General features: G+C 65.1%; 18 protein-coding genes and 3 rRNA genes. 2 read left to right on the forward strand and 19 right to left on the reverse strand.

Annotation, left to right across the window (positions count from 1 at the left end; all coding sequences use genetic code 11):
• Positions 1-46: 46 nt before the first annotated feature.
• Positions 47-1,465, forward strand: coding sequence for an argininosuccinate synthase (gene argG, locus ACZ50J_RS13755; protein WP_464297719.1), 1,419 nt, complete (start codon positions 47-49; stop codon positions 1,463-1,465).
• A gap of 2 nt (positions 1,466-1,467) precedes the next feature.
• Complete coding sequence (locus ACZ50J_RS13760; protein WP_464297720.1) at positions 1,468-2,355, forward strand: patatin-like phospholipase family protein; 888 nt, start codon at positions 1,468-1,470, stop codon at positions 2,353-2,355.
• 22 nt (positions 2,356-2,377) lie between these two features.
• Here the strand turns inward: ACZ50J_RS13760 and ACZ50J_RS13765 are convergent, their stop codons facing one another.
• From ACZ50J_RS13765 to ACZ50J_RS13855, 19 genes are all read right to left on the reverse strand, one after another.
• Entirely contained in the window at positions 2,378-3,487 is a 1,110-nt protein-coding gene (locus tag ACZ50J_RS13765) for an aminotransferase class I/II-fold pyridoxal phosphate-dependent enzyme (protein WP_464297721.1), read from the reverse strand.
• A 44-nt stretch (positions 3,488-3,531) separates the two neighbouring features.
• The gene (locus tag ACZ50J_RS13770) at positions 3,532-4,191 is read right to left on the reverse strand and encodes an NUDIX domain-containing protein (RefSeq protein ID WP_464297722.1); all 660 of its coding nucleotides are present in this window, start codon (positions 4,189-4,191) and stop codon (positions 3,532-3,534) included.
• Positions 4,192-4,210: 19 nt separating this feature from the next.
• Positions 4,211-5,896, reverse strand: coding sequence for a CTP synthase (locus tag ACZ50J_RS13775; protein ID WP_464297723.1), 1,686 nt, complete (start codon positions 5,894-5,896; stop codon positions 4,211-4,213).
• 164 nt (positions 5,897-6,060) lie between these two features.
• A complete protein-coding gene (gene recN, locus ACZ50J_RS13780) occupies positions 6,061-7,752 on the reverse strand; it encodes a DNA repair protein RecN (RefSeq protein WP_464297724.1) in 1,692 nt (563 codons plus the stop codon).
• Between the two features lie 48 nt (positions 7,753-7,800).
• Positions 7,801-8,706: an NAD kinase gene (locus tag ACZ50J_RS13785; RefSeq protein ID WP_464297725.1), complete on the reverse strand. Its 906-nt coding sequence runs from the start codon at positions 8,704-8,706 to the stop codon at positions 7,801-7,803.
• On the reverse strand, positions 8,703-9,506 hold the full coding sequence (locus ACZ50J_RS13790) for a TlyA family RNA methyltransferase (protein WP_464297726.1): 804 nt from the start codon (positions 9,504-9,506) through the stop codon (positions 8,703-8,705). Before ACZ50J_RS13790 ends, ACZ50J_RS13785 begins: the two co-directional genes overlap by 4 nt.
• A gap of 3 nt (positions 9,507-9,509) precedes the next feature.
• On the reverse strand, positions 9,510-9,983 hold the full coding sequence (locus tag ACZ50J_RS13795; protein ID WP_464297727.1) for a hypothetical protein: 474 nt from the start codon (positions 9,981-9,983) through the stop codon (positions 9,510-9,512).
• An 8-nt stretch (positions 9,984-9,991) separates the two neighbouring features.
• On the reverse strand, positions 9,992-10,783 hold the full coding sequence (locus tag ACZ50J_RS13800; RefSeq protein WP_464297728.1) for a hypothetical protein: 792 nt from the start codon (positions 10,781-10,783) through the stop codon (positions 9,992-9,994).
• A 78-nt stretch (positions 10,784-10,861) separates the two neighbouring features.
• Complete coding sequence (locus tag ACZ50J_RS13805) at positions 10,862-11,986, reverse strand: HAD-IIA family hydrolase (RefSeq protein WP_464297729.1); 1,125 nt, start codon at positions 11,984-11,986, stop codon at positions 10,862-10,864.
• A 47-nt stretch (positions 11,987-12,033) separates the two neighbouring features.
• Positions 12,034-12,462 (reverse strand): single-stranded DNA-binding protein, encoded by a 429-nt coding sequence (locus tag ACZ50J_RS13810; RefSeq protein ID WP_464297730.1) that lies wholly within the window; start codon positions 12,460-12,462, stop codon positions 12,034-12,036.
• 124 nt (positions 12,463-12,586) lie between these two features.
• The gene (locus ACZ50J_RS13815) at positions 12,587-13,432 is read right to left on the reverse strand and encodes a tetratricopeptide repeat protein (protein ID WP_464297731.1); all 846 of its coding nucleotides are present in this window, start codon (positions 13,430-13,432) and stop codon (positions 12,587-12,589) included.
• 910 nt (positions 13,433-14,342) lie between these two features.
• A 5S ribosomal RNA gene (gene rrf / locus ACZ50J_RS13820) occupies positions 14,343-14,460 on the reverse strand.
• 136 nt (positions 14,461-14,596) lie between these two features.
• Positions 14,597-17,727 (reverse strand): 23S ribosomal RNA (locus tag ACZ50J_RS13825).
• Positions 17,728-18,104: 377 nt separating this feature from the next.
• Positions 18,105-19,627: ribosomal RNA gene (locus tag ACZ50J_RS13830) — 16S ribosomal RNA — on the reverse strand.
• The 16S, 23S and 5S rRNA genes sit together here, the layout of an rRNA operon.
• Positions 19,628-20,125: 498 nt before the next feature.
• Complete coding sequence (gene tyrS, locus ACZ50J_RS13835; protein ID WP_464297732.1) at positions 20,126-21,388, reverse strand: tyrosine--tRNA ligase; 1,263 nt, start codon at positions 21,386-21,388, stop codon at positions 20,126-20,128.
• A 64-nt stretch (positions 21,389-21,452) separates the two neighbouring features.
• On the reverse strand, positions 21,453-22,049 hold the full coding sequence (locus ACZ50J_RS13840) for a DNA-3-methyladenine glycosylase (protein ID WP_464297733.1): 597 nt from the start codon (positions 22,047-22,049) through the stop codon (positions 21,453-21,455).
• Entirely contained in the window at positions 22,036-22,587 is a 552-nt protein-coding gene (locus ACZ50J_RS13845) for a P-loop nucleotide/nucleoside kinase family protein (protein WP_464297734.1), read from the reverse strand. The genes ACZ50J_RS13840 and ACZ50J_RS13845 overlap by 14 nt, the downstream gene beginning before the upstream one ends.
• Before the next feature lie 19 nt (positions 22,588-22,606).
• On the reverse strand, positions 22,607-24,082 hold the full coding sequence (argH, locus tag ACZ50J_RS13850) for an argininosuccinate lyase (RefSeq protein ID WP_464297735.1): 1,476 nt from the start codon (positions 24,080-24,082) through the stop codon (positions 22,607-22,609).
• A gap of 70 nt (positions 24,083-24,152) precedes the next feature.
• Complete coding sequence (locus ACZ50J_RS13855; protein ID WP_464297736.1) at positions 24,153-24,665, reverse strand: arginine repressor; 513 nt, start codon at positions 24,663-24,665, stop codon at positions 24,153-24,155.
• Positions 24,666-24,667 lie beyond the last annotated feature (2 nt).

Consider the following 24,667-nt stretch of genomic DNA (forward strand, 5'->3'; position numbering starts at 1 on the left):
AGACCGCCCGACCACGACCGCGCTGGTGCCCTTAGGCTGTTGAGCCGTGTCGAAAGTGTTGAACTCCATCCCCGTCGGCGAGCGCGTCGGCATCGCCTTCTCCGGTGGCCTGGACACCTCGGTGGCAGTCGCCTGGATGCGCGACAAGGGCGCCGTCCCATGCACCTACACCGCGGACCTCGGCCAGTATGACGAGCCGGACATCGACTCGGTGCCCGGTCGTGCCGGCCAGTACGGCGCCGAGCTGTCGCGCCTGGTCGATTGCAAGCGCCAACTGGTCGAGGAGGGCCTGGCCGCGATCGCGTGCGGCGCCTTCCACATCCGATCCGGTGGCCGTGTCTACTTCAACACCACCCCGCTGGGCCGCGCCGTCACCGGCACGCTGCTCGTGCGCGCGATGCAGGAGGACAACGTCTCGATCTGGGGCGACGGGTCCACCTACAAGGGCAACGACATCGAGCGCTTCTACCGCTACGGCCTGCTGGCCAACCCGGACCTGCGTATCTACAAGCCCTGGCTGGACGCACAGTTCGTCGACGAGCTCGGCGGCCGGCACGAGATGTCCGAGTGGCTGAAGGCCAAGGAACTCCCCTACCGGGACTCCACCGAGAAGGCCTACTCGACCGACGCCAACATCCTCGGCGCCACGCATGAGGCCAAGACGCTCGAGCATCTCGACACTTCCCTGGAGATCGTCGAGCCGATCATGGGTGTCCGCTTCTGGGACCCCGAAGTCACGATCGAAACCGAAGACGTGACAGTGCGATTCGAGCGCGGTCGGCCGGTCTCGATCAACGGCCGGACGTCCGACGATGTGGTCGACCTGTTCAAGCTGGCCAACGAGATCGGCGGCCGGCACGGCCTGGGTATGTCGGACCAGATCGAGAACCGCATCATCGAGGCGAAGTCCCGCGGCATCTACGAAGCCCCGGGTCTGGCGTTGCTCTTCGCGGCATACGAACGACTGGTCAACGCGATCCACAACGAGGACACCGTCGCGCAGTACCACAACGAGGGTCGCCGGCTGGGTCGCCTTCTCTACGAAGGCCGTTGGTTCGATCCGCAGTCGTTGATGATCCGCGAGGGCCTGCTGCGCTGGGTCGCCTCGGCGGTCACCGGCGAGGTCGTGCTGCGGCTGCGTCGCGGCGAGGACTACTCGATCGTCGACACGCGCGGCGACTCGTTCAGCTACCACCCCGACAAGCTGTCGATGGAGCGCACCGAGGACGCCGCGTTCGGTCCGACCGACCGCATCGGCCAGTTGACGATGCGCAACCTGGACATCGCGGACACCCGCTCCAAGCTCGAGCTGTATGCCGGTCTGGGCGCACTCCCGGAACGCGACACCGAACTCGTCGGCGAACTGAAACCTGGTGGCGCTGCTGCCATTTCAGCGAATCCGTCGGTGGAGTCCGATGAGGACGACGCACTCGACCGCGCTGCCATCGACTTCGGCGTCGACTGAGTTTGTCCACCGAGCCTGGGGTCACGGACACCGCCCTCATCATCGAGGGCGGTGCCATGCGTGGCGCACATTCCGCCGGGCTGGTCGTCGCCCTGATCGAGGCCGGCATCCGACTGCCCTGGGTGGCCGGTATCTCAGCCGGCGCAACCAACGCGTCCAACTACGTCACCCGGGACGTATGGCGCGCGCACGCCTCGTTCACGACGTTCGCGCAGGAGCCGGAGTTCGGCGGGTGGCGGACCTTCGTCCGTCGCAAGGGAATCTTCAACTCCCAGTTCATCTACCAGGAGTCCGGGCTGCCGGACAACGTGCTGCCGTTCGACTGGCAGGCGTATGTCGAGTCGCCGACCGAGTGGAAGATCGGCGCATTCGACGCGACGACGGGACAGACCGTCTACTGGGGTCGGGACGACATGAAGACGCTGCCCGATCTGCTGGTCCGGGTGCAGGCATCGGCGTCCATGCCGGTGCTGATGCCGCCGGTCAAGCTCGACGGTCATCTGTATGTCGACGGCGCGCTGGGCACGTCGGGTGGCATTGCGCTGGACGCGGCACAGGCTGACGGCTACGAGAAGTTTCTCGTCATACTCACCCAGCAGCGGTCGTACGTGAAGCAGCCGGAAGGCAAGGACTGGTTCTTCAAGACGTACTACCGCCGTCACCCCGCGGTCGCGGAGGCCATGCGCACCCGCTACGAGCGCTACAACAGCACGCGCGAGGAGCTGTTCGAGCTCGAAAAGGCTGGGAAGGCATACGTTTTCGCACCCCAGGTCGATCCGGTCAGCAACGGTGAGCGGCGACTGCCGATCCTCGAGGCCATGTATCGCGAAGGCTACGACCAGGCGCAGCGCGAGCTGCCCGCCATCCGGGAGTTCCTGGGGCCGGCCTGACGGGCACGAGAATCCGGTCGGATCAGACGACCGCGACGAGCCGATCGAGGGCTTCGTCCAGGGCGTCCGTGGCGCCGCAGAAACTGAGCCGCACGAAGTGATTCCCGCGGACCGGGTCGAAGTCGATACCCGGAGCGATGGCGACTCCGGTGCGCTCCAACACTTCGGCGCACCAGCGCGTGCTGTCATCGGTCAGGTGCGAGACGTCGCAGTAGGCGTAGAACGCACCGTCCGGCGGTGCGAACGAGTCGATCCCGAGCTCGGGAAGGCGGCGTAGCAGCAGGTCACGGTTCACGGCATACCGCTCGACGTGCCGGGTAAGCTCCGCAGTCGCCTCGGGCGAGAACGCAGCAACCGCAGCATGTTGCGACACCGCCGGCGCGCAGATGGCGAGGTTCGTCTGCAGCACGTCGACCGGACGCCGCAACGTGTCGGGCAGCAGGTTCCAGCCCACTCGCCATCCCGTCATCGACCAGAACTTGCTCATCGAACCGAGCACGACGGCATCCCGGCTGAAGTGACGCGCGGTCTGCGCGGGCCGACCGTACGCGATGCCGTGGTAGATCTCGTCGGAGATCAGCAACACGCCGTGTTCGTCGCACCAGTGGGCGATCGCGGCCAGTTCGTCCGGTTCGATGATCGTGCCCGTGGGGTTCGCCGGGCTGGCGACGATCACGCCGTCCAGCGGCGCGACGGCGTGCGCACCCTCCAAGTGGTCGACGGTGAGCTGGAACCTGGTGTTCGGGCCGCAGTCCATCTCGACCGGCTGGATCCCCAACGCCTGCAGACCGTTTCGGTATGCCGGATAGCCAGGTCTGGCCATCGCGACACGGCTGCCCGGATCGAACGCCGCGAGCAGCACGGTGCTGAAGCCACCCGACGACCCGGTGCTGACCAGGACTTCGTCCGGCGACACCTGCACGTCGTACGCCGTGCGGTAGTGCGTCGCGATCGCCTCTCGCAGCTGCGGGATCCCGTCGCCCTCGGTATAGCCCAGGCTCTCCGTCTCCAACACGGCATGCACTGCGTCGAGCGCGGCCCGCGGCGCCGGCGTCGAAGGCTGGCCGACACACAGCAGGATCATGTCCCCGTGGGTACGTTGCCGCGCTGCAGCTGCGCGGACCACCTCCATCACATGGAAGGGTTCGACAGCGCTCCGCTGCGACGGTTGCCTCGTCATCGGTAGGCCGGGTGCTCCGGCCACGGCGCATCAGCCGGTCGCAATGTTTGCCAATTGCGCTGGCGTGCAACGGAAGCAGCGAGTATGGCGGAGACCGCCACACCGTTGTGCACTCTGCCGCTCAGCGCCGCGTCGACGGCCTCGTCCAGCGCCACCCACCCGGTGGGCATGTTGTGCTCCTCGCCCTCACGGACGAAACCCTCGGCAACGGCGGGGTGCACATCACGTGCGAGGAACACCCGCAGGTTCTCCGACAGCGCTCCGGGCGAGGTGAAGATGTCGACGAGCACGTGCCAGGTCCCGGCGTCCAGGTCCGCTTCCTCGCGCAGCTCGCGCGAGGCGGCGTCCCGCGGGTCCTCCCCCGGTTTGTCGAGCAGCCCGGCCGGGACCTCCCAGTCGAACGTGCCGACCGGGTGGCGGTACTGCTGGATCATCAGCACCTCTTCGGCACCCGGCACACCGCGCAACGGCACCACCGCGACTGCGCCCGTATGACGCACGAAATCCCGCGTCACATGGCCGCCCGCACCGAGTTGAACATCCTCGGTGACGACGTCCCAGACGCGGCCGCGGTAGACGACGGTGGACGCCGTCACCGATTGCGGATCGAGTCGATCCGCGATCGGCGTCGGAAGGCGGTCGTGCCCTGCGCTCATCGGCATCCTCTCGCGAACGCTACTGCGCCACAGTGGATTCGGCGGCCTTCGGTCGTTCGACCTCGACCAATCGGCTCGCACGCTGCTGGTCGATCGCAGCACCGACCAGTCCGGCGAAGAGCGGATGCGCGCGGTTGGGCCGGGACAGGAACTCCGGGTGCGCCTGCGTCGACACGTAGTAGGGATGCGTCTCGCGGGGCAGCTCGACGAACTCGACGAGCTGACCGTCGGGCGACAATCCGCTGAACGACAGACCGGCCTTCTCCAACTGCGAACGGTAGGAGTTGTTGACCTCGTAGCGGTGCCGGTGGCGTTCGGACACCTCGGTCGCGCCATACGCCTCGGCGATGACGCTGTCCTTGGCGAGCTTCGCCGGGTAGGCACCCAGCCGCATGGTGCCGCCGAGATCGCCGGCGCCCTCGACGAACGCCTTCTGCTCCTCCATCGTCGCGATGACCGGCGCGGTCGTCTGCGGGTCGAACTCGCTGGACGATGCACCGTCGATCCCTGCGACGTTGCGCGCGTATTCGATGACCATGCACTGCAGGCCGAGGCAGATCCCGAGCGTCGGCACCTGGTTCTCGCGAGCCCAACGCAGCGCACCGAGCTTGCCCTCGATGCCTCGCACACCGAAACCACCGGGCACCAGGATCGCGTCGACGCCACCCAATGCCTTGGCAGCTCCTGCCTGCGTGGTGCAGTCGTCGCTCGGCACCCAGCGGATGACGACCTTGGCGTCGTGATGGAAGCCACCGGAGCGCATCGCCTCGGTGACCGAGAGGTAGGCGTCGGGGAGGTCGATGTACTTGCCGACCAAGGCGATCTCGACCTTGTGCTCCGGCTCGTGGACCCGCTCGAGCAGGCGGTCCCAGTCGTGCCAGTCGACATCGCGGAACGGCAGCCCCAGTCGGCGGACGACATACGCGTCGATGCCCTCCGCGTGCAGCACCTTGGGTATGTCGTAGATGCTCGGCGCATCGACACAGGCCGCGACGGCTTCCTGGTCGACGTCGCACATCCGCGCGATCTTGTCCTTGATCCCGTCCGGCAGGTTGCGGTCGGCCCGCAGCACCAGCGCGTCCGGCTGGATGCCGACCTGTCGCAACGCGGCGACCGAGTGCTGGGTGGGCTTGGTCTTCAGTTCACCACTGGGGGCGAGGTAGGGCACCAGCGACACGTGCAGGAAGAAGACGTTGTCACGGCCGACGTCCTGACGAACCTGTCGGGCGGCCTCGAGGAACGGCAACGACTCGATGTCGCCGACCGTGCCACCGATCTCGGTGATGATGATGTCGACGTCGGACGCCGCCTGGGCGCGCATCTGCGCCTTGATCTCGTTGGTGATGTGCGGGATGACCTGCACCGTGTCCCCGAGGTATTCGCCCCGGCGCTCCTTGGCGATGACCTCGCTGTAGACCTTGCCCGTCGTGACGTTGGCGTCACCGGCGAGGTTGACGTCCAGGAACCGCTCGTAGTGCCCGATGTCGAGGTCGGTCTCGGCGCCGTCCTCGGTGACGAAGACCTCGCCGTGCTGGAACGGGTTCATGGTGCCTGGATCGACGTTGATGTACGGATCCAGCTTCTGCATCGTCACCCGCAGACCGCGAGCACGGAGTAGATGTCCGAGGCTTGAGGCCGTGAGCCCCTTGCCGAGCGAAGAGGCAACGCCTCCGGTCACGAAGATATGTTTCGTCTGCTCCACCACGGGCTCTCAGTCTACGTTACGAATTCGGCCTGTCGAACCACCTGGGCCCGCGTTCGCCAAGAGACTCTCACACAGCAGCGAAAATGCAACGCACCCAAGGGTTTTCGGGCGATTGCCCGGCAGTGTCCGGCGTGTTGGCGGGTCATCCCGGCGGAGTGGCTCGCTCAGCGCTGGTCGCGGGCGCCGTCGAGCAGTTCCTGTGCGTGCTCACGGGCTGCGGCACTGTCACTGACACCGCCGAGCATCCGCGCCAGCTCGGCCAGCCGGTCGTCGCCCTCGACAACGCTCACCCCGCTGGCGGTGATGTGCCCGTCACTGGACTTGTGGACCACCAGCTGCCGATCGGCGTATGCCGCCACCTGCGCCAGGTGGGTGACCACGATGACCTGAGCATGCTGAGCGAGCTGAGCCAGTCGGGCGCCGATGTCGAGCGCCGCGGACCCGCCCACCCCGGCATCGACCTCGTCGAAGACGAAGGTCGGCACGCTGCCGGTCGCCGTGACCACCTCGAGGGCGAGCATGACGCGCGAGAGCTCACCACCGGATGCCGCCTTGGCGACGCTGCGGGGCGCCGCTCCGGCGTTGGCCGCGAGCAGGATCTCGACGTCGTCGATGCCGTGCGGTCCGTGATGTGCCGGATCGCTGGTCACCTCGACGGTCAGCTTCGCCGAGCCCATCGCCAAGTGCGCCAGCTCTGTGGTCACGGCCTTCTGCAGCTTGCCGGCCGCGCTGGTCCGAGCCTTGCTGAGCTTCTGCGCCGCGGCATCGAGATTCGGCTCCAGCTCGGCCAGCCGGCCGCGCAGTTCCTCGATGCGGTCGTCGGACCCGGCCAGCTCCGCGGCCTCGGCCGCCGCACCCTTGCTCCACACCAGGACGTCGTCGATGCTCTCGCCATACTTGCGCAGCAGCGCGGTCAGTTCGGCCCGTCGCTGTTGCACCTGCTCCAGTCGTGCCGGGTCGACCTCCAGATCGGCGAGGTATGACGCGAGGTCGGCAGCGATGTCCGCCGCCAGCACACCGAGCTCCCGCATCCGGCCCTCGAGCGCAGCGAGCTCGGTGTCGTGCGCCACGAGACCACTCAGCGAATGCCGTGCGCGCGCCACCAGATCGATGACGTGCGGCACGTCATCGTTCGACTCGTCGCCGGCCAATAGGTCATGGGCCGCCCCGGCGCCCTCGCGCAATCCGTCGGCGTGCGTCAGCCGCTCGGACTCCGTCTCCAGCTCGACGTCCTCGCCGGGCACCGGCTCGACGCGCTCGATGTCCTCCAGCGCCGCGGTGAGCAGATCGAGCCGTTGTGCGCGCTCCCGGGCGCGGTCGGTCAGCTCGGCGAGTTCGGCACGGGTGTCCTGCCACTCCTGGTGCAACCGGCGGTATGCCGCGAGCGCCGACGCGACCGGCTTGCCACCGAAATCGTCGAGCATGACCCGGTGCTGCTCCGGGCGCTGCAGCCGCCACTGATCGGCCTGACCGTGCACGGCCACGAGCAACTCCCCCAGCTCGCCGAGCACGCCGACCGGTGCGCTGCGGCCGCCGATGTGTGCGCGGGACCGGCCTTGTCCCGAGACGGTGCGGGCAAGGATCAGCTCACCGTCCGCTTCGGCACCGGCCTCTTGCGCGCGCACGACGGCCGGATGCTCGGGGCCGAGTTCGACGATGCCTTCGACGAACGCCTTGTCCGCGCCGCCGCGCACCAGACCCGCATCGCTGCGTCCACCGAGCAACAGGCCCAACCCCTGCACGACCATCGTCTTGCCCGCGCCGGTCTCACCCGTGACGACATTCAGCCCGGGCGACAGGTCGAGCAGGGCGTCATCGATGACGCCGAGCCCCTGGATCCGCAATTCGCGCAGCACGTTCGGCAGCCTAACCGCAACCAGGGACGGCGCCGGCCCGACCGGCGGTCACTGCCGCGTTCGTGGGCCGGTCCCGCGCCAGCCGGAGACCGACAGGTCGAACTTGGCGACGAGCCGGTCGGTGAACGGGCCGGTGCCCAACCGCGCGAGTCGCACCGGCCGATCGCTGCGGCGCACCTCGATCCGCGCGCCCTGCGGCACGTCGAACGACCGGCGCCCGTCACACCACAGCACGGCCTGGGCGTCGGTCGTGTCACGCAGGTCGATCGCGATGTGCACGTCGTGGCTGAGCACGAGCGGCCGTGCGAAGAGCGCGTGCGCGGAGATCGGCACGACAAGTGTCGCCGGCACGCCGGGCCAGACGATCGGGCCGCCGGCCGAGAACGCGTAGGCCGTCGAACCGGTCGGCGTCGCCATCACGACGCCATCGCACCCCCAGGTGGAGAGCGGTCGCCCGTCGATCGCCAGGGTCACCTCGAGCATGCGCTCCCGCGCCGCCTTCTCGACGGACGCCTCGTTGAGCGCCCAGTTGGTCCACAGCGACCGGCCCGCGAGCGAGGCCTCGACCTCAAGCGTTTCGCGCTCCTCGACGGTCCAGTCGCGGTCGACGATCTTGCGGACGGTGTGTTGTATGTCGTCGCGCTCGGCTTCGGCGAGGAAGCCGACGTGGCCGAGGTTGATGCCGAGCAACGGGACACCACTCTCGCGAACGATCTCCGCGCCGCGCAGGATCGTGCCGTCGCCGCCGAGGACCACGGCGATCTCCGCACCGTCCTGGTGCGGTTCGTCGTATCCGGTCACGCCCTGCTCACCGAGTACGCCGAACGCCCGCAGCTCGTCGGTCTGGCCGATGACCTCGATGTCGTTGGCGGTCAGTCCGTGCACCAGCTCCGCGGCCACGTCGAGTGCTTCGGGCCGCCCGGGGTGCCCGACCAGTAGGACACGACGCGTCATACCTGCGTGTCCTTCAACTCGTCGGCCAGCAGTTGCTCCAGCGCCGTCTGCACATCCACCTCAGTCATCCTGCCCTCCTGCGTATGACGTGCCCACAGCAGGTACTCCCGGTTTCCGGTGCCACCGGCGATCGGGCTGGTCGCCAGCCCGTGCGGGTACAGCCCGACCCGCGGTACCAACTCCAGCACGTCGCGCAGCACCCGGTGTCGTTCCCTGGGCGAGGACACGACACCGGTCCTGGCCAGTCTTTCCCTACCGACCTCGAACTGTGGTTTCACCAGGGTGATCAGGTTGCCGTCGGCGGAGGTGAGGGCGGCCAGCCGGTCGAGGACCAGCCGCAGCGAGATGAAGCTGAGATCGGCGACGACGATGTCGGCGGGTCCGCCGACATCGTCGGGTCGGGTGTCCCGCACGTTGATCCCGGAGCGCTCGATGACCCGCGCATCGCTGCGAACGGGCTCAGCCAGCTGACCGTGTCCGACATCGAGCGCGACGACCTCACGTGCCCCGTGCTCCAGCAGCACCTGGGTGAAGCCGCCGGTCGAGGCACCCACATCGATGCAGCGCGTGCCCTCCACAGGCACAGCGAACTTTTCGAGGGCACCGATCAGCTTGTATGCCGCGCGGCCGACCCACTGCTGCACGTCGCCGGCCACCGCCACTTCGGCAGGATCGACCGGGGCGGCCGGTTTGGTCACGGGACGGCCGGCCGCGGTCACCTGGCCGGCCTGGATGAGTTCGCGGGCCACGGCGCGCGAACGCGCCAGGCCGCGTTCGACCAGGGCTGCGTCGGCTCGCACGAATCAGCCCGACAGGTCCGACAGGCGCTGCTGCAGCTGGCGGTGCACGGAGGTGACGTCGGCGAGATGCGCGTCGAGCAGGCCAGGGTCGGGCAGGTCGATGCCGGATCCTGTGTCGTCGTCCTCGTCCTCGGGTGCCTCACCGGCCGCGCCGGCCGGTGTGTCGCCGGCCGGCGAAGCGCTCCCGACCTGCTGCTGCTCGGCAGCGCGGTGGTGCTCCTCCGGGTCTGGCAGTTGGGCGATCGCGCGGTCCACCCGCGGGTCACCTGTACTCGCGAACCGTGCGGAAGCCGCTTGATCGCCAGGCTCACCGGCTTCCTCATCAGCAGCCTCGTCCTGCACAGGTTCGTCACGCGCAGGTTCGGTCGCGCCGTGCGACGCGGCATTCGGCGCAGCTGGTCGCGCGAACATCTGCGGAGAGGGAGCCGCCGTCATCGGCGTGGGAGGTTTCGGGGTCTGCTCCGCGTCGTCACTCACACCGGTCATTATTGCGCGCGTGGTGCGGACTTCTTGGTCGCGGCCGCGCCGGCTCGCTTGGCAGCCTTCTTCGCGCCGGTACTCCTGGCCACCGACTTCGCAGCACCCGACTTCGCAGCACCCGACTTCGCAGCACCCGACTTCGCAGCACCCGACTTCGCAGCACCCGACTTCGCAGCACCCGACTTCGCGCCAGCAGGCCTGGCACCGGACCGCTTCGTGCCTGCGGGTTTCGCGGGCGCTTTCGCCGCCCTGGCGCCCGGGGCCTTGGCCACGGCCTTCTTCGCGGGCGTCGTCTTCTTCGCTGCGGCCTTCTTGGCCGCGCTTTTCTTGGCCGCGCTCTTCGTGGCCGCGCTCTTCGTGGTCGCCGTCTTCGTGGTCGCCGTCTTCGTGGCACCGGCCGCGGTTGCCTTCACCGCTGACCGGCTCACGCGTGGTCGGGGCAGAGAGGACGCGTCTGCGCCGCTCGACAGCGCCGCGGTCGCTCCGGCACGCAACGCCGCCACCTCGGCCTCCAGCGTCTCGATCTTGCGCTGTGCGGCCTCCAGGTCGCTCCCCCGGGCCAACCCGAGGACGACCAGGCGACGATCCAACTCGGTGCGGACCAGGTCGGTGATCATTGCCTGGTTGGCGGTCGCCGCCTCGAGCAGTTCCTCCGCGAGCTGGCCGGCTCGCGCCGAGGTCTCACCGACGCCGGGCAACTCCAACAACGTGCCCGCCGCCTCGAGCGCTTTCGCGCGTGTCACCTCGCCGGCACCGGTCAGCAACTGCAAGGCAGTACGCACACTGTTGATCGCCATGTCGCCGTCTCCTCTGGAATCGGGTCATCCAAACCACCGGGTGCGGTGGGCGACGTGATCCACACGCCTCCCGGCAGGCTACTGCTGCTCAGGCAGTGCGGCTACGGCCTCCGACTCGGTGAGCAGTCGCTGATCGAGCGCCTGCCACAACAGCGGAAGGGCCAGGCGTAGCTTGCCGATCCACGGAAGTTCCGGCCTGTCGGACCCGCTGGCGTCGTAGGCCACCCGTGCCGAATCCCCCTGCCCGACAAGCGTTCCGGTCCACTCGGCCGCCGTCCACCGCCCGTCCCCGGCACGCACCGGTTCGACATAGTGCTCATGCAGCACGCGCAGGTCCGCACCGATGAATCGTGGTCGCATCCCGCGTGGCGCCCGGACGAGGTCGGCCGGACCGTGCACGCCGGTGAGCACGTGGAGCGCATCCATACCGGCAGCATGCGCACCCGCGGTGTCGGTCTCCAGCCGATCGCCGATGCCCAGTGTCGAGTCGGGTCCGGTGCCGAGCGCCTCGGCCGCCAGCTCATAGAGCATCGGACCGGGTTTGCCCACCACGACCGGTTCGACGCCGACGGCTGCCCGAACCGCTGCGACCAGCGAGCCGTTGCCGGGAGCCACGCCCCGGTCGGTCGGCAGTGTCAGGTCGTCGTTCGTCGCCACCCAGAGTGCACCGCCCTGGATCGCATAGGCCGCCTCGCCGAGCTCGGCTGCTGTCACGTCGGCGCCATATCCCTGCAGGACGGCCGACACCGATGCCGTCGTGGCCGCCTCGGCGGCGAACACCGAGCGCAGCCCCACCGCGTCCAGGGCGTCGACCACGCCCGGCCCGCCGACCGCCAACACAGGAGCACCATCAGGTAGCTGAGCGGCGAGATGACAAGCACCGGCCATGGAACTGGTCAGCACATCCTCGTCGTCCAGCTCGACACCGAAACCACGCAACGATGTCGCGACCACCGCGGGCGGGCGGGACGCGTTGTTGGTGGCAAAGACGATGCGCGAGCCGTTGGCCCGGGCACCGCCGAGTTCTTCCACGGCAAACGGCACCGGCTGAGCTCCGCGGTAGACGACACCGTCCAAGTCGCAGACGAGACCTGGATATACGTCAGCCAACGTGGGTCGGGCGCCGGTCGGTCGGTCCGGACCACCGCGCGGCTTGTCCTGCTCGCCGGTCGGTCGGCCCTGTGCTCCTGATGTCTGGTCCACAGAACCATCTTGCCCGCGCCGCCGCCCCGTGCTTCGACCGGCACTGCTCAGGCTGCTCGCTTGATCACCCGCAACGTGCCGACCTCCACTTCGTAACGGCTGGCCACCCCGGCCGGGCCGCGCCAGAAACGGCGACGCAGCGCCCCGGACACGTCGACCACCTCGACCCCGGTGCAGGACAGGGCTCGGCGTCGTGACTCCGGTGTCCAACACGCGATGTCGATCGTGTCGACGGTCGGCGACCGGTTTTCACCGCCGGCGACCTTCGGGCGCCTCGGCGCTGCCGGTCGGTCGATCACAACCCGAAGTTGCACGACCTCGGCTCCGCTCGGGAGGTGTTTGACGACCGGCGGTGCGCTCAGCCGACCCACCAGGTGGACTTCGTTGACGGGACCGGTGGCCTGGTCAGCACGCTTGGTCGCACCGGCCGATGCGGTAGTTCCGGATCGTTCTGGCTTCGTGGTCCGAGTTGGCATCGCTTCTCCTTCGTGAATGCGAACGTTTGTTCCCATTCAGGATGCGACACATCCGCTACGTGCTCCGACTCGATCCGCTCAACTGTGCACGGAGGACGTTGGTCCCCCGGGATGTGGACGACCGTCAGGTTCGGTCGGACTCACCGGCACCGGTGTTCTCACTGCCGTCGCTGAAACTCAGCGCACCAGTGACATCGGTGGGGTTGTCGGCCTCGTCGGAGCCGCCGTCGGTCAGCGTGGGAGACGAAGCGGCCGACGTCGACGTCTCGTCGTCGACCTGATCTGCGGCCGGCGCGCTCTGCCGATCGGCCTCAACCGACATCTCATGGTCATCAGCGGACTCGCCCTCATCAAGCGCGTCGATGAAGACCAAGCCGTCCAGATCGTCGACGCGCTCGGCGGCGTCGGTCTGTCCCTCGACATCGGCGTCGATCGCCTTCGCGAACCAGCCACGAGCTTCGTCGGTGGCCCCGCCGGCCAGCAACGCCTCGGCGTACGCGTAGAACAGCCGAGCTGCCCATGGCTGTTTCGAGGCCCGTTCCAGCGCCGGGATGCGCAGCACCATCTGCGCAGCCTCCGGCTGCTTCAGATCGCGCCGAACGCCGGAGACGACGATCGCCAACTCGATGTTGTCCGCCTCGCCCAACGACCGAGCCTCAGGCGACGCCGCAAGGTCGAGTGCGCGTTCGTACCGGCCGAGGCCACGCTCGCAGTCAACCAGGTACGGCAACAGATGGTTGGAGCCGGAAAGCCGCTTGGCAGTGCGGAATTCGCGTATTGCGTCATTGAACTCGCCGCGCCGGTAATGCACCAGACCCAGCGCCTCGCGCACGGCCGCGACCCGACCCGCACGCCGTGCGGCGTGCTCAGCGTGCGCCAGTGCAAGATCGGAATCCTCCTCGAGCAACGTCGCCGCCGCCACCAGGTGCTTGGCGACTCCTTGAGCGTTCTCCTTGGTCAGCGTGCGCATCTCTCGCCAGACAGACCGATCGAGTTCCTTGCCGGTGATGTCCTCGGGCAGCGGTGGTTCGACCCGGGTGTCCCGGGTGGACCGCTGCGAGGGTGAAGTCCGATCCCAGGATCGCGGTCCGCGCTGCTCGCGGTCCCGCCCCTGCGCCTGCGCCTGGTCATTGCGCTGGTCACTTCGGCGATCGTCGCGGCGACCACTGCCACCGCGCCGGTCGTCACGTCCACCACCGCGCGTGTCGGCGGGCCGACCGCGTCCACACTCAGCGAAGGCCCCGCCGGACCGCCCGTCACTGCGCCGATCCTCGCGAGGTCCGCGACCGTACGCCGGTCGATCATCGCCCCGGCCGGATCCGGTACGCGCCTGCCGCCCGTCGTCGCGGCCACGCGACTCGAACGGTCGTCCGCCGTCACGTCGGGGACGATCCGTTCGCCCTCCATCACGACGCTTCTCGGCATCCGGGCGGCGTCCGGCCGAACGCCGCTCGCCCGAAGTCCGATCAGCCGAGCGCTGGAACCTGTCCTCACGACCGCGCGAATCGCCCCGGTCCCCACCCTTGGACCCGGAGTCCGGGTGTGCGCGTTCACGCTCGGATCGTTCCTCCGACGCCGGTGCCGGCAGATCCGAACTGCGACCTGTCTGGGCGGACGACGGCTGGCCGGCTGCACGCGACCAACGGCCCGAACGGTGGCTGCCGCCATCCTTCTTCGGCGCAGTCTCATCGTCATTCGTCACCGCAACGCACCAACTCTCCAAGATTCCGAGCGCGCCGCATGTCGTCGACCTCATCGCCGCGCAAAACTCACCGTACGCCGCCCGGGCAACGATCTGCACGCGACGGACCTCGAACGTGACAAAGGGCCGGCCACAAACACTTTCAAGTGCTCGTGACCGACCCTCTGTATGAATGATTGTTCGGCGGTGTCCTACTCTCCCACACCCTACCGAGTGCAGTACCATCGGCGCTGAAGGGCTTAGCTTCCGGGTTCGGGATGTTACCGGGCGTTTCCCACTTCGCTATAACCGCCGTAACCCTGTGAAACAAGGTCACACATATTCACTTCACAAACCCACCAACCAGAGGCTGGGGGTTGTGCTGTCACTGTGTGGGTGTTGTTTCAGAATCGTATAGTGGACGCGTATCCTTGCAAGTCTAAGAATAAGTTGTGAGGTAAGTTATCGGCTTATTAGTACCGGTCAGCTCCACACATTACTGTGCTTCCACATCCGGCCTATCAACCCAGTAGTCTAGCTGGGAGCCTCACCAGGTTAAAACCTGTTGGAAACCTCATCTTGAAGCGTGCTTCCCGCTTAGATGCTTTCAGCGGTTATCACTTCCGAACGTAGCTAATCAGCGGTGCACTTGGCAGTACAACTGACACACCAGTGGTTCGTCCATCCCGGTCCTCTCGTACTAGGGACAGGTCTTCTCAAGTTTCCTACGCGCGCAGCGGATAGGGACCGAACTGTCTCACGACGTTCTAAACCCAGCTCGCGTACCGCTTTAATGGGCGAACAGCCCAACCCTTGGGACCTACTCCAGCCCCAGGATGCGACGAGCCGACATCGAGGTGCCAAACCATGCCGTCGATATGAGCTCTTGGGCAAGATCAGCCTGTTATCCCCGGGGTACCTTTTATCCGTTGAGCGACGGCGCTTCCACAAGCCACCGTCGGGTCACTAGTCCCGACTTTCGTCTCTGCTCGACATGTCTGTCTCACAGTCAAGCTCCCTTGTGCACTTACACTCGAAACCTGATTACCAACCAGGCTGAGGGAACCTTTGGGCGCCTCCGTTACCCTTTGGGAGGCAACCGCCCCAGTTAAACTACCCACCAGGCACTGTCCCTGAACCAGATCATGGTCCGAAGTTAGGAGCCCAGAACGACCAGAGTGGTATTTCAACAATGACTCCACACACGCTGGCGCGTGCGCTTCACAGTCTCCCACCTATCCTACACAAGCCGCACCGAACACCAATACCAAGCTGTAGTAAAGGTCCCGGGGTCTTTCCGTCCTGCTGCGCGTAACGAGCATCTTTACTCGTAATGCAATTTCGCCGAGTTCATGGTTGAGACAGTGGAGAAGTCGTTACGCCATTCGTGCAGGTCGGAACTTACCCGACAAGGAATTTCGCTACCTTAGGATGGTTATAGTTACCACCGCCGTTTACTGGCGCTTAAGTTCTCAGCTTCACACCCGAAAGTGTTAACCGGTCCCCTTAACGTTCCAGCACCGGGCAGGCGTCAGTCCGTATACATCGAATTACTTCTTCGCACGGACCTGTGTTTTTAGTAAACAGTCGCTTCTCCCTGGTCTCTGCGGCCCCCACCCCTAGAGAGCAAGTCTCTTCAGGGCAGTGGGCCCCCCTTCTCCCGAAGTTACGGGGGCATTTTGCCGAATTCCTTAACCATGATTCACTCGATCGCCTTAGTATTCTCTACCTAACCACCTGAGTCGGTTTGGGGTACGGGCGGCTCAGACCTCGCTAGAAGTTTTTCTCGGCAGCATAGGATCACCCTACTTCCCACATTACGTGGTCACCATCACGCCTCAGCCTCATGACCAGCGGATTTACCTACCAGTCGGCTCGCACGCTTGGACGGGGACAACCATCGCCCCGCGGAGGCTACCTTCCTGCGTCACTCCATCGCTTACCTACTACAAGATCGGGTCCCACGCTCCCCACACACGCATCACCCCGAAGGGATCAGTCACGGCGGTTCGGGTGGTTAGCATCCCTTGATTCGATATGGGCGGTCTTTCGCCGGTTCCGGAATATCAACCGGATGTCCATCGACTACGCCTGTCGGCCTCGCCTTAGGTCCCGACTTACCCAGGGAAGATTAGCTTGACCCTGGAACCCTTGGTTATTCGGCGGACGGGTTTCTCACCCGTCATTCGCTACTCATGCCTGCATTCTCACTCGTGTCACCTCCACCCCTGGTTCACACCGGGACTTCACTGGTGACACGACGCTCCCCTACCCAATCACACCCCTGAACAACACCCCGAAAGGTGAAGCTAGGAAAATGTGCGATTGCCACAGCTTCGGTGGTGTGCTTGAGCCCCGCTACATTGTCGGCGCGGAATCACTTGACCAGTGAGCTATTACGCACTCTTTAAAGGGTGGCTGCTTCTAAGCCAACCTCCTGGTTGTCACAGCAACTCCACATCCTTTTCCACTTAGCACACGCTTAGGGACCTTAGCTGGTGATCTGGGCTGTTTCCCTCTCGACTACGAAGCTTATCCCCCGCAGTCTCACTGCCACGCTTACACTTACCGGCATTCGGAGTTTGGCTGACGTCAGTAACCTGGTGAGGCCCATCAGCCATCCAGTAGCTCTACCTCCGGCAAGAAACACGCAACGCTGCACCTAAATGCATTTCGGGGAGAACCAGCTATCACGGAGTTTGATTGGCCTTTCACCCCTACCCACAGCTCATCCCCTCCATTTTCAACTGAAGTGGGTTCGGTCCTCCACGACGTCTTACCGTCGCTTCAACCTGGCCATGGGTAGATCACTCCGCTTCGGGTCTAGACCCAGCGACTCAAACGCCCTCTTCGGACTCGCTTTCGCTACGGCTTCCCCACACGGGTTAACCTCGCCACCGAGCACTAACTCGCAGGCTCATTCTTCAAAAGGCACGCCATCACCAGCCCACGGGCCGGCCCTGACGGATTGTAAGCGCATGGTTTCAGGTACTATTTCACTCCCCTCCCGGGGTACTTTTCACCTTTCCCTCACGGTACTAGTCCGCTATCGGTCATCAGGGAATATTTAGGCTTACCAGGTGGTCCTGGCAGATTCACACGAGATTCCTCGAGCCCCGTGCTACTTGGGAATAACATCAAACGCCGTGTTACGCATTTCGCCTACGGGACTCCCACCCTCTACGGTTCAGCACTCACCACTGATTCGACTACACGCACACCATCACGCCACCGCACTGTCAGACACGGTAACGACACCATCCCACAACCCCATGACTGCAACCCCTGACAGGTATCACACAACCATGGTTTAGCCTGATCCGCTTTCGCTCGCCACTACTCACGGAATCACTGTTGTTTTCTCTTCCTGTGGGTACTGAGATGTTTCACTTCCCCACGTTCCCTCCACGTACCCTATGTATTCAGATACGGGTCACACCACATAACTGGTGCGGGGTTCCCCCATTCGGAAACCCTCGGATCACAGCCCGTTTATCGGCTCCCCGAGGCTTATCGCAGATTACTACGTCCTTCATCGGTTCCTGATGCCAAGGCATCCACCATGCGCTCTTAAAAACTTACACAAAAACCAGTAAAATTCTTAAAAACTACAAAGATGCTCGCGTCCACTATACAATTCTCAAACAACACACCAACACCACCACCAAACAATCCAATCGGATCACCCGGTGACGGGCAGCACCAAGAAAACACCACCCCACCCAACCCCGTAAGGCCGGCCAGGCAGTCGTTTCCTCAAAACCCAACAACGTGCCGACACCCCACACACCCACACCGAACCAACATTTCCACAACACCACCAACCCCCCACAAGGGAAACCAGTGAACTGTTCGTACTCCGCCGGCCCAACACGAAATGTGTCAAGCATTCTGATTGATGATTCCACCCATGAGCCACCCCACTACACATTCGGCAATGAAAGGTGTTAATGCTCCTTAGAAAGGAGGTGATCCAGCCGCACCTTCCGGTACGGCTACCTTGTTACGACTTAGTCCCAATCGCCAATCCCACCTTCGACGGCTCCCCCCACAAGGGTTGGGCCACCGGCTTCGGGTGTTACCGACTTTCGTGACTTGACGGGCGGTGTGTACAAGGCCCGGGAACGTATTCACCGCAGCGTTGCTGATCTGCGATTACTAGCGACTCCAACTTCATGGGGTCGAGTTGCAGACCCCAATCCGAACTGAGACCAGTTTTAAGGGATTCGCTCCACCTCACGGTATCGCAACCCTCTGTACCAGCCATTGTAGCATGCGTGAAGCCCAAGACATAAGGGGCATGATGATTTGACGTCATCCCCACCTTCCTCCGAGTTGACCCCGGCAGTCTCCCATGAGTCCCCACCATTACGTGCTGGCAACATGGAACGAGGGTTGCGCTCGTTGCGGGACTTAACCCAACATCTCACGACACGAGCTGACGACAACCATGCACCACCTGTACACCAGCCCGAAGGCTGCACCATCTCTGGCACATTCCGGTGTATGTCAAGCCTTGGTAAGGTTCTTCGCGTTGCATCGAATTAATCCGCATGCTCCGCCGCTTGTGCGGGCCCCCGTCAATTCCTTTGAGTTTTAGCCTTGCGGCCGTACTCCCCAGGCGGGGAACTTAATGCGTTAGCTACGGCACGGACCTCGTGGAATGAGGCCCACACCTAGTTCCCAACGTTTACGGCATGGACTACCAGGGTATCTAATCCTGTTTGCTCCCCATGCTTTCGCTTCTCAGCGTCAGTAGTGGCCCAGAGACCTGCCTTCGCCATCGGTGTTCCTCCTGATATCTGCGCATTTCACCGCTACACCAGGAATTCCAGTCTCCCCTACCACACTCTAGTCTGCCCGTACCCACCGCAGACCCAGGGTTAAGCCCTGGGCTTTCACGGCAGACGCGACAAACCGCCTACAAGCTCTTTACGCCCAATAATTCCGGACAACGCTCGCACCCTACGTATTACCGCGGCTGCTGGCACGTAGTTAGCCGGTGCTTCTTCTGCAGGTACCGTCACAAAAGCTTCGTCCCTGCTGAAAGGAGTTTACGACCCGAAAGCCTTCATCCCCCACGCGGCGTCGCTGCATCAGGCTTCCGCCCATTGTGCAATATTCCCCACTGCTGCCTCCCGTAGGAGTCTGGGCCGTGTCTCAGTCCCAGTGTGGCCGGTCACCCTCTCAGGCCGGCTACCCGTCAAAGCCATGGTAGGCCACTACCCCACCATCAAGCTGATAGGCCGCGAGTCCATCCCTCACCACAAAAGCTTTCCACACCCCACCATGCGGCAAAATGTGAATACTCGGTATTAGACCCCGTTTCCAAGGCTTATCCCAAAGTGAAGGGCAGGTTACTCACGTGTTACTCACCCGTTCGCCACTAATCCAAACCAGCAAGCTGGTCCATCATCGTTCGACTTGCATGTGTTAAGCACGCCGCCAGCGTTCGTCCTGAGCCAGGATCAAACTCTCCAAAAAAGAATCCAAAACTGGCAAAAATCGATCAAGAGCAAAAAATGCTACAAAAACGATCAAACCAACAAACAATTGGCATCAATCATTCGACACGCTGTTGAGTTCTCAAAAAACGACTGCACCCTTTTGCTCCGCGTTTTTCTTGCTTCGCTCTTGGGGCTTTTAAAACTTAACACTCTCTTCGGTGTCTTTCCAAATCGATGTTTTCGGGCGAACCGAAGTAATTCGAATCGATCAGAAGGAGTGTTTTTGTTGCTCCGGGACCGGCCGCCGCGGCTCTCGCCGTCGGTGTCCGTGCCTCCCTGGCAACGAGGATCTACCTTACCCGAGCCGGCCGGAGCCGGCAACTTGAGGGTGGACCCTGCGCTCGTGATCTCGTGCACATCGACCTGCGTCGCTGTGCGCTCGTTCCCGAGGCGCGAGGAGAGACATTACCCAGCACCTGCCCGCGCATGCAAATCGGCTCCATCCCGCCGATTTCGACGGGATGGAGCCGCGCGGTCAGGCCCCGAGACGAGCCGCCGCGAGGTGCTTCCGGCCGCGCTTGAGCAGCGCCACCCGACCGTGCAGGTACGCGCCCCCGTCGAGGACCGCATCCGGGTCTGTCACCTTGACGTTGTTCACCGAGATGCCGCCGTCCCCGATCAGCCGGCGAGCCGCGTTGCGGGAATCGGCGATGCCGACTGCGATCAGTGCGTCCACGATCGACGCACCGGGCGCAACCTCACCGCCGGGCAGTTCCGCGGTCGCGTCCTGCAAGGTCCGCTCGTCCAGACCGGACACATCACCCTTGCCGAACAATGCCTCGGACGCCGCCTGCACGGCAGCGGTCGCATCGGCGCCGTGCACCAGGGTCGTCATCTCCTGTGCCAGGGCCTTCTGCGCGGCGCGACGGAACGGCTCCTCGGCCACCAGTCGTTCGAACTCGGCGATCGACGCCTGGTCCTGGTCGGTGAAGACCCGCATCTTGTCGATGACGTCGGCATCATCCAAATTGATCCAGAACTGGTAGAAGGCGTACGGCGACATACGGTCGGGGTTGAGCCAGAGTGCGTTCCCCTCCGACTTGCCGTACTTGCGCCCGTTCGCGTCGGTGATCAACGGCGTCGTCATGGCGTGCACCGAAGTGCCCTCCGCGGAGCGGATCAGATCCACGCCCGCGAGCAGGTTGCCCCACTGGTCACTACCGCCGAGCTGCAGCGTGCAACGCTCCGCACGGTAGAGGTGCAGGAAGTCCAGTCCCTGCAGGATCTGGTAGCTGAACTCGGTGTAGCTGATCCCCTGTTCGCTGTGCAGCCGCCGGGACACCGCGTCCTTCTTGATCATCGCGTTGACCCGGAAGTGCTTGCCGTAGTCACGCAGGAAGTCCAGCGCGGAGATCGGCTCGGTCCAGTCGAGGTTGTTGACCATGGTCGCCGGGTTGTCGCCGTCGAAGTCGAGCAGTGCCTCGGCCTGCTGCCGGATCAGCGCCACCGCTGCGGCGACCTCGTCCTTGCTGCGCATGACGCGTTCGGAGTCGGGCTTCGGATCGCCGATCAGACCCGTGGAACCACCGACCAGACAGAGGACCCGATGCCCGGCACGTTGCATCTTCCGCGCGACGATCAGTTGCACGAGATTGCCGATGTGCAAGGAGTCGGCGGACGGGTCGAACCCGACATACATCGTCAACGGCCCGTCGGCGAGTGCCTCTCGCAACGCGGCCTCGTCGGTGGTCTGTGCCACCAAGCCACGCCACTGCAGCTCGTCGAAGATGTTGCTCACGATGTCGTCCGTCCTCTCGGTTGTGCGGTTCCGGCGGATGCCGGTTCGGGACAAGCCTGCCGTATCAGCTCTGCGGCCGACGACGCGGTTTCGCCGCGCGATACGGCGAGACCGTCGGATCGCCGTCGATCCAGAAGCGCCAGGGGTATGACGTCCCGTCCCCTCCCGGGCCGCTCACGCCCACCCTCGGGCCGGATTGGATCGCCGACACCGGCAGTGGTTCCGACCACCGGACCTGCACCGGCGAGTGGTCGTCGTGCAGCGTGATTCCGTTGTCGCCCAGGCTGATTCCGGCTGCCTTCGTCAGGCGGGCCGGCCCTCGTGCCAGGTCGCGGTCCGCCGCCCCATTCCGACGCGCACGTGCCAGCTCAACGCCCTCGACCACCTCGCCGGCTCGCAGCAACACCGCGGCCGCCCGGCCCTCCTCACCGCACACGTAGTTGCAACATGTGTGCATTCCGTAGGTGAAGTAGCAGTAGAGGAACCCTGGCGGTCCGAACATGATCTCGTTGCGCGGGGTGCGCCCGCGGAAGGCATGGGAGCCCGGATCGTTCGCTCCGTCATACGCCTCCACCTCGGTAATCCGGAGGGTGACGTCCCGACCGATCAGCTGCGCACCCAGCAGACGGTGCGCGGTGGCAATGGGTTCAGTGGTGCGCATCGATCCAGGCCAGCACCTGTGTCGCGGCGTCCTCTGCGCGCAGGCCCGTGGTGTCGAGGAGCAGAGCGTCGTCGGGCGCCGGCGTGATGCCCTGGGCCAGCATGCCGTCGACGCGGGAGGGGTCGCGCAACTTGTTGCGAACGGCCCGGTCCGGCAACGTCATTCGATGCCGCAACTGGTCGGCGTCACAGCTGAGCCACACCGGATAGAAATCGGCTGCGCGTGCGACCGCGAGGTCGCGGATCTGCTGGGTCGCCCGGGCGTCCTCCGGGGTGTCGACCAACCAATTGGTGAAGATGTGTGACGTCTCGGGCGGTGCCGCGAGCACCGCCTCGTGCACGATCCGCCGTACCCGTCCGGCCATCGGGATCGCCTGCGGATGCAGGCTGCCCATGCCGTTCACGCCGAGTGCGGTGAACACCGGATCGTTGATGAGGTGGTTGTCGACCAGCGCGGCACCGGTGCGCCGCGCGACGATCGCACCGATCGTGCGCTTGCCACTCGCCGGTGGACCGACCAACTGCAGGATCATTGCCACGGCGGCAGTGTCGCAGACCTCATCGCACGCGTTGCGGGAAGGCAAGTTCCGCACTCGCCCAGGACCGAGTCGACGCCGATGCGTCGCGCGCCTGCTGCAACTGCTCGGCCACCCGGGCCGGTGCCGTTCCTCCTACGCCGTTGCGTGAGGAGAGCGAGCCCTCGACGCTGAGCACGGAACGGACGTCCGGCGTCAGCGCCGGGTTGATTCCAGCGAGGTCCTCATCGGACAGATCCCACAGCTCGATGTCACGGGACTCGCAGACCCGAACGCACTCCCCCGCGACTTCGTGCGCGACCCGGAACGGGACGCCCTGCTTGACGAGCCACTCGGCGATGTCGGTCGCGAGCGCAAATCCTTGTGGTGCCAGGGAATTCAGCCGATCCGGGTGGAACGTGAGCGTCGCGACCATCCCGGAGAAAGCCGGCAGCAGAACCTCGAGGGTGTCCACCGCATCGAACACCGGCTCCTTGTCCTCCTGCAGGTCACGGTTGTAGGCGAGGGGCAACGCCTTGAGCGTCGTCATCAACCCGGCCAGGTCGCCGACCAGACGGCCTGCCTTCCCCCGCGCCAACTCGGCGACGTCGGGGTTCTTCTTCTGCGGCATGATGCTCGACCCGGTGGAGAACGCGTCGTCCAGCGTGACGAAGGAGAACTCCTTGGTCGCCCACAGGACGACCTCCTCGGCGATACGAGAGATGTCCACGGCCGACATCGCCGACACGAAGGAGAACTCCGCGACGAAGTCGCGTCCTGCGGTGCCGTCGATCGAGTTGCGGGTCGACGTGCTGAAGCCGAGATCCTTCGCCACCGCCAACGGATCGAGGCCGAGTGAGGAACCGGCGAGCGCCCCTGAACCGTATGGCGATTCGTCAGTTCGGCGGTCCCAGTCGCGGAACCGCTCGACGTCCCGGATCAGGGCCCACGCGTGCGCCAGCAGGTGATGGGCCAGCAGGACCGGCTGGGCGTGTTGCAGGTGCGTCCGACCCGGCATCGCGACGTCGAGGTGCTGGTCGGCCTGTGCGATCAGTGCGTCGACGACATCGAGCAACAGGCCGGCGACCAGCCGGGAATGGTCGCGCAGGTACATCCGGAACAACGTCGCTACCTGGTCGTTGCGTGAGCGACCGGCGCGCAATCGGCCACCGACGTCGGCTCCGGCCCGCTCGATCAGTCCGCGCTCCAGGGCGGTGTGCACGTCCTCGTCGTCATCCGCCGGGACGAAGTTGCCGTTCTTGACGTCCGCGGCGAGCCGGTCGAGCGCGTCGAGCATCGCCACGGCCGTCACGTCGTCCAGCAGCCCGGCCGTGTGCAGCACTCGCGCGTGGGCCTTCGAGCCGGCGATGTCGTATGGCGCGAGACGCCAATCGAAGTGGGTTGATTTCGACAGGGCGGCCAGTGCGTCGGCCGGCCCTCCGGCGAATCGGCCACCCCACAGGCTGAGTCGTTGTTCGGCGTCGCTCACGAAGTGCTCACTCTCATCGGTCGTGCTCATCGGTCGTGCTCATCGGTCGTGTGTCGGTCGTGCTGTGTAGGGCGTGGTGTGTCAGGGGCTCGGCGCAGCGTCAGCCGACGCCCGCCAGCTCCAGCAGGTGGTTGCTCACCGGGCCGGCCTTCCCGTCAGCGGTGATCAACAGGATCGTGTCATCACCGGCGATCGTGCCGAGGACGTGCTGCAGGTCGGCGTGGTCGATCGCGGACGCGAGAAAGTTCGCCGCGCCGGGAGGTGTCCTCACCACCACCAGATTGCCCGAGATGGTTGCCGTGACGAGGAGTTCGGCACAGATACGACGCAACCGGGCGTCCGTCTCCGCGCTGTCACCGTCCACGCCGCTGACGAGCGTCCGGTCACCGCCCTCGCCGGGCACGGCATACACGAGTTGTCGCCCGTGCCGCACCTTCACCGCACCCAGCTCGAGCAGGTCGCGCGACAGCGTCGCCTGGGTGACCTGGATACCGTCCGCCTTCAGCCGTTGGGCGAGCGACGCCTGCGACCCGACGGATTCGCGGGTGAGGATCTCGATGATGCGTTGCTGGCGAGCAGTGCGATTCGCCGCCAGCGGACTCTCGTTGCTCATCT

The sequence above is a fragment of the Flexivirga sp. G2 genome (assembly GCF_055397625.1).

Coding starts and splice junctions, on each gene's coding strand:
- ACZ50J_RS13855 (WP_464297736.1), bottom strand. CDS start 24,665: ATGAGCAACGAGAGTCCGCTGGCGGCGAATCGCACTGCTCGCCAGCAA.
- ACZ50J_RS13785 (WP_464297725.1), bottom strand. CDS start 8,706: ATGACGCGTCGTGTCCTACTGGTCGGGCACCCCGGGCGGCCCGAAGCA.
- ACZ50J_RS13800 (WP_464297728.1), bottom strand. CDS start 10,783: ATGGCGATCAACAGTGTGCGTACTGCCTTGCAGTTGCTGACCGGTGCC.
- ACZ50J_RS13815 (WP_464297731.1), bottom strand. CDS start 13,432: ATGCGCACGCTGACCAAGGAGAACGCTCAAGGAGTCGCCAAGCACCTG.
- ACZ50J_RS13765 (WP_464297721.1), bottom strand. CDS start 3,487: ATGGAGGTGGTCCGCGCAGCTGCAGCGCGGCAACGTACCCACGGGGAC.
- argH (WP_464297735.1), bottom strand. CDS start 24,082: ATGAGCACGACCGATGAGAGTGAGCACTTCGTGAGCGACGCCGAACAA.
- ACZ50J_RS13840 (WP_464297733.1), bottom strand. CDS start 22,049: ATGCGCACCACTGAACCCATTGCCACCGCGCACCGTCTGCTGGGTGCG.
- ACZ50J_RS13770 (WP_464297722.1), bottom strand. CDS start 4,191: ATGAGCGCAGGGCACGACCGCCTTCCGACGCCGATCGCGGATCGACTC.
- ACZ50J_RS13810 (WP_464297730.1), bottom strand. CDS start 12,462: ATGCCAACTCGGACCACGAAGCCAGAACGATCCGGAACTACCGCATCG.